At 69.4% G+C, this 12458-nt stretch carries 11 protein-coding genes; 3 read left to right on the top strand and 8 right to left on the bottom strand.

Annotated elements, in window-relative coordinates:
- Positions 1-988: 988 nt before the first annotated feature.
- From AB0C25_RS29110 to rpmH, 8 genes are all read right to left on the bottom strand, one after another.
- Entirely contained in the window at positions 989-2002 is a 1014-nt protein-coding gene (locus AB0C25_RS29110; RefSeq protein ID WP_357377282.1) for a ParB/RepB/Spo0J family partition protein, read from the bottom strand.
- Between the two features lie 27 nt (positions 2003-2029).
- Positions 2030-3349, bottom strand: coding sequence for an AAA family ATPase (locus tag AB0C25_RS29115; protein WP_357377283.1), 1320 nt, complete (start codon positions 3347-3349; stop codon positions 2030-2032).
- A 256-nt stretch (positions 3350-3605) separates the two neighbouring features.
- On the bottom strand, positions 3606-4304 hold the full coding sequence (gene rsmG, locus AB0C25_RS29120) for a 16S rRNA (guanine(527)-N(7))-methyltransferase RsmG (protein ID WP_357377383.1): 699 nt from the start codon (positions 4302-4304) through the stop codon (positions 3606-3608).
- Positions 4305-4458: 154 nt separating this feature from the next.
- The gene (locus AB0C25_RS29125) at positions 4459-5079 is read right to left on the bottom strand and encodes a R3H domain-containing nucleic acid-binding protein (RefSeq protein WP_357377284.1); all 621 of its coding nucleotides are present in this window, start codon (positions 5077-5079) and stop codon (positions 4459-4461) included.
- Between the two features lie 211 nt (positions 5080-5290).
- Positions 5291-6286 (bottom strand): membrane protein insertase YidC, encoded by a 996-nt coding sequence (gene yidC / locus AB0C25_RS29130; protein WP_357377285.1) that lies wholly within the window; start codon positions 6284-6286, stop codon positions 5291-5293.
- Between the two features lie 2 nt (positions 6287-6288).
- Positions 6289-6579: a membrane protein insertion efficiency factor YidD gene (gene yidD / locus AB0C25_RS29135; RefSeq protein WP_357242993.1), complete on the bottom strand. Its 291-nt coding sequence runs from the start codon at positions 6577-6579 to the stop codon at positions 6289-6291.
- Positions 6576-6992, bottom strand: coding sequence for a ribonuclease P protein component (rnpA, locus tag AB0C25_RS29140; protein ID WP_357377286.1), 417 nt, complete (start codon positions 6990-6992; stop codon positions 6576-6578). The genes yidD and rnpA overlap by 4 nt, the downstream gene beginning before the upstream one ends.
- Before the next feature lie 33 nt (positions 6993-7025).
- The gene (rpmH, locus tag AB0C25_RS29145; protein ID WP_007453904.1) at positions 7026-7163 is read right to left on the bottom strand and encodes a 50S ribosomal protein L34; all 138 of its coding nucleotides are present in this window, start codon (positions 7161-7163) and stop codon (positions 7026-7028) included.
- Between the two features lie 630 nt (positions 7164-7793).
- On the opposite strand from rpmH, the gene dnaA reads away from it, so the two are divergent.
- The 3 genes from dnaA to gnd all read left to right on the top strand — a co-directional run bounded on the left by dnaA (position 7794) and on the right by gnd (position 12442).
- Positions 7794-9623, top strand: coding sequence for a chromosomal replication initiator protein DnaA (gene dnaA, locus AB0C25_RS29150; protein ID WP_357377287.1), 1830 nt, complete (start codon positions 7794-7796; stop codon positions 9621-9623).
- 772 nt (positions 9624-10395) lie between these two features.
- Entirely contained in the window at positions 10396-11529 is a 1134-nt protein-coding gene (gene dnaN, locus AB0C25_RS29155) for a DNA polymerase III subunit beta (RefSeq protein ID WP_357377288.1), read from the top strand.
- A gap of 40 nt (positions 11530-11569) precedes the next feature.
- Positions 11570-12442 (top strand): phosphogluconate dehydrogenase (NAD(+)-dependent, decarboxylating), encoded by an 873-nt coding sequence (gene gnd, locus AB0C25_RS29160; RefSeq protein ID WP_357377289.1) that lies wholly within the window; start codon positions 11570-11572, stop codon positions 12440-12442.
- The last annotated feature ends 16 nt before the right edge of the window (positions 12443-12458 follow it).

Genomic DNA, 12458 nt, shown 5'->3' on the forward strand with positions numbered 1-12458 from the left:
GCATGCCCCGTCGAACCTCAGAGCACCGACGGCCGCATGCCCCGTCGAACCTCGGAGCACCGACGGCCGCATGCCCCGTCGAACCTCAGAGCACCGACGGCCGCATGCCCCGTCGAACCTCGGAGCACCGACGGCCGCATGCCCCGTCGAACCTCAGAGCACCGCCGACCGCATGCCCCCTCGAACCTCAGAGCACCGCCGACCGCATGCCCCCTCGAACCTCAGAGCACCGCCGACCGCATGCCCCCTCGAACCTCGGAGCACCGACGGCCGGAGGACCTCGCCCACCATCGGGCACCAACCGCCGGAGGACCTCGCCAACCGTCAGGCACCAACGGCCGGCGATCCCTGCCTACCTCAGATCGACCCGGAGGCACCCCGGCCGAGCACCGGAGGTCGCCGTACTGGGTGCTGAGCACGACCTGGACGAGGACGACTGACCCGGAACCAACGATCGGCGGCAGTAGCCGAACGTCGAGCGGTAGAGCGGGGAGTCACGGCAGAGAGCCCTCTGAGGTCGCATTCGCGTCGAGAGGCCCGCACGGCGGCTTGGGCCAAAGGGAGGTCCCCCTGCGGCACGCGGGGCGGCAGCGAGCCACTCAGCGGCCGCAACGGCACCTCATGGTCATTCCCGGGTGAGGCCGAGGCGTTCCCGCCCAGCGATCTCCGTTTCACGTGAAACGAGCCAGGCCAGGGTCTGCCCCCGGGCCGGCGTCGCACCCCGCACGCCGAGCCGTCGCCCAACCCTCGCCCGCGCTCGCCGAGCGCCGACTGCTGCCTGGTCCGGGGGAAGACGGAGCGCTGACAGTTGGCGGCGCGGGGTGTTGCGGTCGGTCTCGCAGCGAGGGCCGCCGACAACGGCCAGCACGGCAGAAACTCGCTTGCCGGAAGCGTGAAACGGCGGGTCGTTTCACGTGAAACGCGGTGAGCCGGATACGGAACGGCCGCGCCACCCGGAGGTGCGCGGCCGTCGGCGGAGCGGGCGGATTCAGTCGCCGCTCTCCTCCTGCTGCACTCCGATGATCCCGACGATCCGCTCAAGGTCGTCCACGGTCGCGAACTCAATGGTGATCTTGCCCTTGCTCCGGCCGATGTCGACCTTCACCCGGGTGTCGAACCGGTCGGACAGTCGATCGGCGAGATCGGTCAGGGCCGGCGCGTGCGCCTTCGGCCGGCGCTTCGCCGCCTGCCCCTTCGCCGGCCCGTCGTTGAGCGTCAGGGCGACGATCTCCTCGGTCGCCCGGACCGACAGGCCCTCCGCCACGATCCGCAATGCCAACTGCTCCTGCGCCTCGGTGCCGTCGAGGCTCAGCAGTGCGCGGGCGTGGCCCGCCGACAGGATCCCTGCGGCGACCCGGCGCTGCACCTGGGCCGGCAGGTTCAGCAGTCGGATCGTGTTGGAGATCTGCGGGCGACTCCGACCAATCCTGCGAGCCAACTCTTCGTGGGTGGCCCCGAACTCCTCCAGCAGCTGCTGGTAGGCGGCGGCCTCTTCGAGAGGGTTCAGATTGGCTCGGTGGATGTTCTCGAGCAGGGCGTCGCGGAGCATGGCGTCATCACGGGTGTCCCGGATGATCGCCGGAATGCTGTCCCGCCCCACCGCCTGGGCGGCCCGCCAACGCCGCTCGCCCATCACCAGCTCGTACTTCTCGTCGTCGAGCTGCCGGACGACGATGGGCTGGAGGAAGCCGACCTCCTGGATGGAGGTCTTGAGCTCCTCCAGTGCATCCTCGTCGAAGACCTGGCGGGGCTGCTTCGGGTTGGGCAGGATCGCGTCGACGGGGATCTCGGCGAATCGCGCTCCGGGTACCGGACTGAGCGTGGGCTCCGGCTCGTGAACCGTCGGCCCGACAGGCACCGTCGAGACGGCAGCGGTGCCGGTGTCGTCCGCGTACTCGTTCTCCGGTTCCGCCACGACGGTGCCGGCGGCACCCGGAACCGGCCCGGTCGGGATCAGCGCTCCCAGGCCCCTACCCAGGCCGCCCCGAGGACGGTTCTTCATTCCTCGCCTCCCAGCGACTCGTCCGCACTACGCATTCCGGCCCACCGGCTCCTTGACGCCTCGCTCGGCAATCTCCTGGGCGGCCTCGAAGTAACTCGTGGCTCCCCGCGATCCGGGATCGTAGGTCATCACCGACTGGCCGTAGCTGGGTGCCTCGGAGACCCGGACGTTGCGGGGGATGACCGCCTGGAGAACCTTGTCGCCGAAGTGGTTCCGGACGTCCTGCTCGACGGCGTCAGCCAGCCGGGTACGCCGGTCGTACATCGTCAGGAGGATCGTGGAGACATCGAGCTTCGGGTTGAGGTGTTGGCGCACCAGGTTGATGTTGTTGATCAGCTGGTTGAGCCCTTCCAGTGCGTAGTACTCACACTGGATCGGGATCAGCACCTCCTGCGCGGCAACCAGGGCGTTGACCGTGAGCAGGCCGAGCGACGGCGGGCAGTCGATGAAGACGTAGTCGAACTCGCCCGGGTAGGCGGCGATCGCGCGGTCCAGGCGCGACTCCCGTGCCACCACCGACACCAGCTCGATCTCGGCGCCGGCCAGGTCGATGGTCGCGGGTACGCACCAGAGATTGGGGATGCCCTCGACCGCCTGAGCCACCTCGGCCAGGGGCACGCTGTTGATCAGACAGTCGTAGACGTCCGGGATTCCGGTGTGGTGCGGGACGTTGAGCCCGGTGGAGGCGTTGCCCTGCGGATCGAGGTCCACCACGAGCACCCGGTTGCCGTGCAGGGCGAGCGCCACCGCAAGGTTGACGGTGGTCGTGGTCTTGCCCACGCCGCCCTTCTGGTTGGCGACGCACATGACCCGGGTCCGGTCGGGCCGAGGCATGGTCACCTCGCCACTGGGATTCAGGATCTGCACGGCGCGCATCGCCTCCATAGCCAACGGTGGGTCATCCTCTTCGCGCGTCGGGGTTTCACGTGAAACGTACGTGGGGTCGGCCGCCACGGCGGCCAACGACTCGGTCGAAGCGACAGGTGGGTCGGCGATCACCGGAGCGGCGTCCCGGACAGCCGCCGCGCTGGGCTGGTGCGGAACCGCAGGCTCGAAGCGAACCGCTCTCGCGGTGTTGCGCCGTCCCAACGCCTGCCGCACCTCAACGACATTGGCTGGTCGGGTCGACCCCTCCGATGTCCGTCGAGCCGCCGCCGGGTCCACTGCCTCGGGTCCGGTCTGTTGAGCCGTTGGTTCTCCGCCGAACACCAGCGGATCGCCGTCCGCGGGTCGGGTCGCTGGCCCGGTCGCGTCCGGCGACCAGTTCGGGTAGTCGGTTTCACGTGAAACGGGATCGCCTGTCGACCCGGTCACGCGTGGATCGTCGTACCTGCCGTCGTCATGCACCTGTCATCCCTGCCCGCTTCGGATGGTCGGTCCGCGCCCCGGTCAACTTGGCCACACCCACGCTCGCAACCCAGAGCGTACGGCTCACGGGAGCGGTCGGAGACCCGCGACGTCCGTCGCCCGCTCCACACTATCGACGCGCGGTCAGCCTACGGCGGACGGGCGCGGCCGGTCCACGTCGGGTTCTCATCCCCTTGTCCATCCGCACCGGTACAACGAGGCAACCCACCCGCCGGAAGCCCGATGACGCGAAGTGTCAGCGTCGATGGGGGCGACCGCCGCGGGAGCGCTTGCTGGCCGCCACGCGTGCCGGGCCGACCATCCGCTCACGCACGATCTCCACGACGGTGGTGGGTGGATCGATCACCCCGGTCCCACACAGGTGTACCGCCGGCTCCCCGCCACCGAGTCGCGCCACCACCTCGGCGTGCTCCTCGATCTCGGCCGCCGCGGACGAACCCTTCAACGCCAGCAGCCGGCCACCACGGACCGCCAGGGGGAGACTCCAGCCCGCGAGGCGATCCAGTGGCGCGACCGCGCGGGCGGTCACCACGTCGCCGCTTATCGGTTCCCGACCGCTCGACCCGGTAGCCGCCTCGTCCGCCCGACCACGGAACACCCGCACGGATTTGGCCAGACCGAGTCGTTCGACGACCTCGATCAGGAAAGACGTGCGTCGCGCCAGCGGCTCGATCAGGGTGACCGTCAGATCCGGCCGCGCGATGGCCAGGACCAGACCCGGCAGACCGGCACCGGACCCGACGTCGAGGACTGACGCGCCGGGCGGGATCAGCTCGGCGACCGCCGCGCAGTTGAGCAGGTGCCGATCCCAGATGCGAGGTGCTTCCCGGGGGCCGATCAGGCCGCGGACCACCCCGTCGGTGACCAACAACTCGGCGTACGAGGCAGCCAGGTCGAGACGATCGCCGAAGAGGGAGAGCGCGGCCGGGGCCAGTTCGGGCGGTAGCGCCGCGTCAGCGGGCGACGGGGTGGTGCCGAGTCGATCTGAGTCGGCACCATCCCCAGCCGGCCGGACAGCGGACGGCCCGAGCGGCGTACCGCCCGGGCCGGTCACGGCGTCGGCCGTGGTGTCGTCGTGGGTCACCCGGTCAGTCCGCCGGCCGTACGACGATGCGCCGGTTCGGCTCCACGCCTTCGGACTCGCTCGCCACCCCGGACATCGCGTTGACGACGTCGTGCACGCACTTGCGCTCGAACGCGGACATCGCCTCCAGGCGGACCGGCTCGCCGTACTCCTTGACCTTCTCGACGGCGTTCTTGGCGACCGCGGCGAGTTCCTTGCGGCGGTTCGCCCGGTAGCCACCGACGTCGAGCAGCAGCCGGCTCGGCGTCCCGGTCTGCCGGAAGACGGCGAGGCGGGTCAGCTCCTGGAGCGCCTCCAGGGTGGCTCCCCGCTGGCCGACCAGGTTCTGCAACCGCTCGCCGACGACCTCGACCATCGGGCGCCCAGCGGCAACCAACTCGTCGATGTCACCGTCGTAGTCGAGGATGTCGAGCAGGCCTTCGACGTAGTCGGCCGCGATCTCGCTCTGCCGGAACAGGTCGCTCTCGCTCACCGCCTTCTTCACCCTGCCGCCGGCGGCGGTATCGGTGTCGTCGTCGGCCGCGCTGTCGTCGTCGGTCTCGGTGTCGTCACCGTCCACCGCGAGCGTTGCGGTCTCCTCCTCGTCCAGGGCCTGCTCGGCGCGGGGGATGCTGGTCTCGGTCACGGTCTCATCTCCGTACTCGCTCGGCCGGACCGTCGGGTCCGACTGGTTTCCCGGGGCCGGCGGGAGGTCGCCGGTGCCCGCGGGCACGTCTGTACGGGCAGTGTCGCCCGTGGCCGCACGATGCGCGGTCGGTTCCGCTCGGCGCCACCGGACGGCGGCTGCACGGTGCGGAACGGGCCGTCGCCGGTCACCCGGCGACGGCCCTCTGAGCTCAGCCCTGCCGCTTGGCGGGACGGCTCTTCTTCGGGTTGTTCGCCGGCTTGGCACCTGGCTTCGGCCCGGCCACCTTGGGCGCGGTCGCCTTGACCGGCGCCGGCGGAGCCGCCTTGCCGCGACCGAACAGACCACCGGACTTGACGGGCTGCACCGGGTTGCGGTTGGCCGCGGGGGCGACGGCCTTCTTGGCGGTCACCGGCGGCGGGAACTTCCGCAGCACCCACTGCTGCTGGCCGAGGGTGAAGAGGTTGTTGGTGACCCAGTAGATGATGACGCCGATCGGGAAGATCGCGCCGGAGATCAGCAGCGACGCCGGGATGCCGTAGAGCATCAGCCGCTGGATCATCCGCTGCTGCGGGTCCTCCGCCCAACCGGTCTTGAGGATCATCTGACGGCTGGTCAGATAGGTGGTCGCGATCATGACCAGAACCAGGACCCCAGCAATGATCTTCACGGTGGTGCCGTTGGCGCCGAGGCTGGCCAACTCGTCCGCGGTGGAGCCGAACTTGCCGGCGATCGGGGCGGTGAAGAGCTTCGCCTGCGACGCGCTCTGGAACTGGTCGGCGGTCCAGCCGTACAGAGTCTTGCTCTGCTTGTCCGGGTCGAGGCGGCGCAGCACGTGGAAGAGACCCAGGAAGACCGGGATCTGAAGGAACATCGGAAGGCAACCCATCAACGGGTTGGCCTTCTCCTTCTTGTAGAGCTCCATCATTTCTTTCTGGAGCGTCTCCCGGTCACCCTTGTGCTTCTCCTGAAGCTCCTTGACCTTGGGCTGGAGCGCCTGCATCGCCCGCTGGGACTTGATCTGCTTGACGAAGACCGGGAACAGGATCACCCGGACGGTGACCACCAGGAAGATGATGGACAGGATCCAGGCGAAGTTGGTGCCGATCACCGCACCAACCGGCACCCCGATGGCGTCCCAGGCGGAGTGCCAGGTCAGCAGGATCCACGAGATCGCGTAGTAGATCCAGTCGAGGCTAAAGTCCACTCTCAGGCTCCAGTCACATCAGCACGACGGCGGCCGCCCGGCTCCGGCACCGGGTCATACCCACCAGGGTGGAAGGGGTGGCAGCGCAACAGCCGCCGGACCGCCAGCGCGGCTCCCCGGAGCGCGCCGTGCCGAGCGACCGCCTCCTGGGCGTACGCGCTGCACGACGGGTAGAACCGACAGCGGGCCGGCAACGCCGGACTTATCCACCGACGGTACGCGATGATGGGCGCGATCAGCACCTTGGCACCGGTTGTCGACGCGCGTGGACTGGTCTTCTCGGCACCGGTCATCGGGACCGCCGCTCGCGGGGGGACCGGGCGATCGCGATGGCGGCATCCAGGTCGGTGGCGAGGCGGGGATACGAGGCCTCCGCCGCTGCGGGCAGCGCCCGGACGACAAGCGTGCTGCCGGCGGGCAGGGCGGTCAACCGGTCCTGGACCAGTGCCCGCAGCCGACGCTTGACCCGGTTACGGATCACCGCGTTGCCGACGGCCTTGGACACGACGAAGCCGGCGCGGGACGACGCGGATGACTGCTCCGCACTGTCGTCCCGCACCGGCTCCGACGAGGTCGAAAGGTTGGGGTCGGCGAGCACCGGCACGGTCAGGTGGACCACGACGGCGCCACGTCCGGCGCGTCGGCCACCGCGAACCGCTGCGGCGAAGTCAGTGCTGCGCCGCAGTCGCTGCGCGGCGGCCAGCACGACTGCCCACGTCCCCTGACCGGCCCGGTCGGCTCAGGCCGACAGGGTGGTGCGACCCTTGGCGCGACGGCTCGAGAGGATGGCACGGCCGGCACGGGTGCGCATGCGCAGCCGGAAGCCGTGGGTCTTCGCGCGCCGGCGGTTGTTCGGCTGGTAGGTGCGCTTGCTCACGTCAGGCTCTCCGTTTTCGTACGCGCCCCGCGCGACGGGATCGCCGGGGTCGTGTGGTGGTGTCCAGGCCACCTCGACGGTGGCCTCCGATCGGTGCTGTCCGGCGGGGCGGGACCTCGACGACGCGGGGCGTGCGACCGCGGACAGCAAGCACCCATCACCCTAGCAGAGGGCGAGAAAGCAGCCGTTCCAGCCTACGCAGGGGGGCAATGACCGTCAAACACCCCGAGGAGCGGCCAACAGGACGCGCCCGGGGCAGGAGGGTGGTTTTCGCTGATGCCGAGAAGGGTGCCGCCGCGTCGCCGGTTGATGGCGCAGGGACAACGCTGTTACCGTGCCCGATTGCGGTGAGCGTCGGAAGCTCCGGTCGTCGCACAGGCAAGACCGGACAAGGTAGTGAATCGTTCGGCACGGTGAACCCGCTTCAGCGCCCGGTCAGGCAGGGGGCAGGTCCCACCCGAGTCCGGCAGCGGCCACAATCGGTCGGTACACAGGCTGTGGATAACTTGTGGATGACCACCGGTCGATCGTCCGGGTGGGGTGTTGTTCCACCCGCGAACGCGGCGGGCCCGGGACGGCCGGCTGGCAGACAGCGGCGGCCGGGAGCAGAGGCGAGGGGGTGGCACGACGGTGGCCGGTACGACCGACCTTGCCGCAGTGTGGTTAGCGGCGACCGACGAGCTTGCCGACGAGATCATCTCTGCTCAGCAGCGCGCCTACCTCCGACTGACCCGGCTGCGGGCGATCGTCGAGGACACCGCACTGCTCTCCGTGCCGGACGCGTTCACCCGTGACGTGATCGAGTCACGGCTGCGCCCGGCGATCACCGAGGCGCTCACTCGCCGGCTCGGCCGGCCGATCCAGGTGGCGGTCACCGTTCGGGTGGCCGAGGACGCCACGGGCCGACCGGCCGGCACCGTCTACCGCAGCGCCCCGGAGCCCAGCCCGTTCGAGGTCGAGGGTCCGGCTGCCGCGCCCTTCGACACCGACCACGGCGCACGAGCGCACGCCGACACGATGATCCCCGAGCAGTCACACGCGCCGCGTACGCCCGAGCCGGCCGCGCCACCCGCACCCGCGGGTCCGCCGCTCGCGCCGAGCGTCGACGCGCATCGTCCCGGGATGATCCCCGCCAGCAGGGACGGGCAGGAGGCGTTGTTCAGCGCCTCCTTCGCGGAGCCGATGCGGTCGCCCCGACCGGGAGCGGACCGGCGTGGCTACGACGAGCAGGCCGGTCGCCTCGACCCACCCGGCCCGGACACCCGGCCCTACGAGCCGCGCTACCGGGAAGATCCGGGGTCGCCGCGCGACCAGCACGTGATCCGCGCGATGCCCCGCGACGGTGGCACGGACAGCGGCCCTGGGCGCAGCGGTGTGGACCACCGGGCGGGTGGCCGCGACGACCGCCGGCTGCCCGGCGCCGACACCGGCGGCAACCGACTCAACCCGAAGTACATGTTCGAGACGTTCGTCATCGGGTCGTCCAACCGGTTCGCCCACGCGGCGAGCGTGGCGGTGGCGGAGTCACCGGCGAAGGCGTACAACCCGCTGTTCATCTACGGGCACTCTGGGCTGGGCAAGACGCACCTGCTGCACGCCATCGGGCACTACGCCACGACGCTCGGCAACGCCCGCTCGGTCCGGTACGTCTCGACCGAGGAGTTCACCAACGACTTCATCAACTCGCTCCGGGACGACAAGACCAGCGCGTTCCAGCGGCGCTACCGCGACGTCGACATCCTGCTGATCGACGACATCCAGTTCCTGGAGAACCGCGAGCGTACGCAGGAGGAGTTCTTCCACACCTTCAACACCCTGCACAACGCCAACAAGCAGATCGTGATCACCTCCGACCGGTCGCCGCGTCAGCTCGCCACCCTGGAGGACCGGATGCGAACCCGGTTCGAGTGGGGGCTGCTTGCCGACATCCAGCCACCGGACCTGGAGACGCGGATCGCGATCCTGCAGAAGAAGGCGGCGCAGGAACGGATGTACGCCCCGCCGGACGTGTTGGAGTTCATCGCCTCCCGGGTGTCGAACTCGATCCGGGAACTGGAGGGCGCGCTGATCCGGGTGACGGCGTTCGCCAGCCTGACCCGGTCGACAGTCGAGCTGTCCCTGGCCGAGGAGGTGCTCCGGGACTTCATGCCCGACGGCGCCGGGCCGGAGATCAACGCCGACCAGATCATGGCCTCGACCGCCGACTACTTCGGGGTGAGTCTGGAGGACCTGCGCGGTCAGTCCAGGTCCCGGGTGCTGGTCAACGCCCGCCAGGTGGCCATGTACCTGTGTCGGGAGCTGACCGAGCTGTCGCTGCCCCGGATCGGGCAGGCCTTCGGCGGCCGGGACCACACCACGGTCATGCACGCCGACCGGAAGATCCGTCAGCAGATGGCGGAGCGTCGCTCGCTCTACAACCAGATCGCCGAGCTGACCAACCGGATCAAGCAGAACAGCTGAGGCGTACGCCGCCGACGCGGCGGCACGCGGCCCAGGAAACGCCCGACCGGAGATCCGGTCGGGCGTTTTTTCGGCTCTGGGGCTGGACTCTCGACATGGTGTAGGCCACAGATTGAGGCCGTGACCGCCTCGCCTCCCACTCGTTGTCCACAGCTCGTTGTCCACCGTCGGTGGATAACTACGGTCCGTCCTTCGCCGGTTACCCACAGGCTGTGGAGAAACCCTGTGTACGGAGCTGTGGACGCCTGGGGACAACCGTCGAGTTTTCCACCGACGACCGTCGACCTGTGTACGAGCTGTTGAAGGTTCTGTGGATGACGGCAATGGTGATCTTCATCGTCATCCACAGGCTTGGGGAGAAAGTCGGTGGATTACCGGTGGACAACCGGTGGACAACGGTGGACAACCGAGCGGCGAGATCGGCCTGTGGACAGGCAGGCCGGTTGTACCCCCGGTTCTCCACAGCCAATTCACCTGTAGATAAGGTGTCTGAGCTGGGCAGACTCGAGTTTTCCACAGTTTGCACAGGTGCGATGAAGACGATGAGTTATCTCTTCTAAGAGAACAAAAACCAATCATCACCGTTGGGCTTTCTGTGGATCGTGCCGAACGCTGCCCGATCGACAGGTCAGCACCGACACGAACCATGGGGTCGGGCGCACAGCCGATACCCCCGCGCCCTAAGGTGCGATGGGTACCCGCACGGTCGGGCGGGACGGTAGGCAGCGGTCGGCATGAGAGAGTTGTCGCTGACGTCGACGCGGAGGCATTGATGAAGTTCCGAGTGGAGCGCGACGCGCTCGCCGAGGCCGTGGCGTGGACCGCGAAGAGCCTGCCCAACCGGCCATCCGTACCGGTGCTCGCCGGGGTGATGCTCCGGGTCACCGACGGCAACCTGCGGGTTTCCGGGTTCGACTACGAGGTCTCCAGCCAGGTGACCGTCGAGGTGCAGGGCGACGCCGACGGCGCCGCGCTCGTCTCCGGCCGCCTGCTCGCCGAGATCACCAAGGCGTTGCCGGCCAAGCCGGTGGACATCGCCGCGGTCGGCGCACACCTCGAGCTGGTCTGCGGCAGCGCCCGGTTCACCCTGCCCACCATGCCGGTGGAGGACTACCCCGCGCTGCCCGAGATGCCGCAGAGCGCCGGCACTGTCGACGCGGCCGCGTTCGCCACCGCGGTGTCCCAGGTGGCCATCGCCGCCGGTCGGGACGAGACGCTGCCGATGATGACCGGCGTCCGCGTCGAGCTCTCCGGCAACACGCTGTCGATGCTCGCCACCGACCGGTACCGGCTGGCGCTGCGCGAGATCCAGTGGCAGCCGGACGACCCTGAGGTCAGCATCAACGCCCTGGTGCCGGCCCGCACCCTGAACGACACCGCCAAGGCTCTCGGTCCGATCGGCGGCGAGGTCACCCTCGCCCTCGCTCAGGGCGCTGCCGGCGAGGGCATGGTCGGTCTGGCCGGCGGCACCCGGCGCACCACGAGCCGCCTGCTCGACGGCGCCAACTACCCACCGGTGCGTTCGCTCTTCCCGGCCACCCACAACGCCGCCGCCCGGGTTTCGGTGAGCACCCTCATCGAGGTGGTCAAGCGGGTTGCGCTCGTCGCCGAGCGGACCACTCCGGTGCTGCTGAGCTTCAGCGCCGACGGCCTGGTGGTCGAGGCCGGCGGTTCCGAGGAGGCACGAGCCAGCGAGGCGATGGAGGCCACCTTCACCGGTGACGCGCTGACCATCGGGTTCAACCCGCAGTACCTCATCGACGGCCTGGCCAACCTCGGCTCGCAGACCGCCGTGCTCTCGTTCGTCGACGCCTTCAAGCCCGCGGTGATCTCCCCCGCCGGCGAGGATGGAGAGGTCATTCCGGGGTACCGGTACCTCATCATGCCGATCCGCGTCTCGCGCTGATCGCGCCCAGCAACACCCAGATCCACGGAGGTAGAAACACATGCAGCTCGGCCTTGTAGGACTCGGCCGTATGGGCGGCAACATGCGGGAGCGGTTGCGCGCCGCTGGTCACGACGTTGTCGGCTTCGACCACAATGCGCAGATCAGCGACGTAACGAGCCTCGCGGGCCTGGCTGAGAAGCTTGAGTCGCCCCGCGCGGTCTGGGTCATGGTGCCCGCCGGTGTCACCGACGCCACCATCGACGAACTGGCCGAGGTGCTCGGCGAGGGCGACATCATCATCGACGGCGGCAATTCGCGCTTCAGCGACGACGCGCCCCGGGCCGAGCGGCTCAACGAGCGGGGCATCGGCTATGTCGACGTCGGCGTCTCCGGCGGCGTCTGGGGTCGGCAGAACGGCTACGGGCTGATGGTCGGCGGCGCCCAGGAGCACGTGGACCGGCTGATGCCGATCTTCAGCGCGCTCAAGCCGGAGGGCGAGTTCGGCTTCGTGCACGCCGGGCCGGTCGGCGCCGGGCACTACTCGAAGATGGTGCACAACGGCATCGAGTACGGCCTGATGCACGCCTACGCCGAGGGCTACGAGCTGATGGCGGCCTCGGAGTTGGTGACAAACGTGCCGGGCGTCATCAAGTCCTGGCGGGAGGGCACCGTCGTCCGTTCCTGGCTGCTCGACCTGCTGGACCGGGCGCTCGACGAGGACCCGGAGCTGGCCGACCTGAGCGGCTACACCGAGGACACCGGCGAGGGTCGGTGGACCGTCGACGAGGCGGTCCGGCTGGGGGTGCCGCTCAACGTCATCACCGCCTCGCTGTTCGCCCGGTTCACCTCGCGGCAGGACGACTCGCCCGCCATGAAGGCCGTCTCCGCGCTGCGTCAGCAGTTCGGTGGCCACGCCGTCCACAAGCGCTGAGCGGTATCCACAACCT

It is taken from the genome of Micromonospora sp. NPDC048839 (genome assembly GCF_040649915.1).
Lineage (GTDB): Bacteria > Actinomycetota > Actinomycetes > Mycobacteriales > Micromonosporaceae > Micromonospora.

Coding starts and splice junctions, on each gene's coding strand:
- AB0C25_RS29110 (WP_357377282.1), bottom strand. CDS start 2,002: ATGAAGAACCGTCCTCGGGGCGGCCTGGGTAGGGGCCTGGGAGCGCTG.
- yidD (WP_357242993.1), bottom strand. CDS start 6,579: ATGACCGGTGCCGAGAAGACCAGTCCACGCGCGTCGACAACCGGTGCC.
- dnaN (WP_357377288.1), top strand. CDS start 10,396: ATGAAGTTCCGAGTGGAGCGCGACGCGCTCGCCGAGGCCGTGGCGTGG.
- gnd (WP_357377289.1), top strand. CDS start 11,570: ATGCAGCTCGGCCTTGTAGGACTCGGCCGTATGGGCGGCAACATGCGG.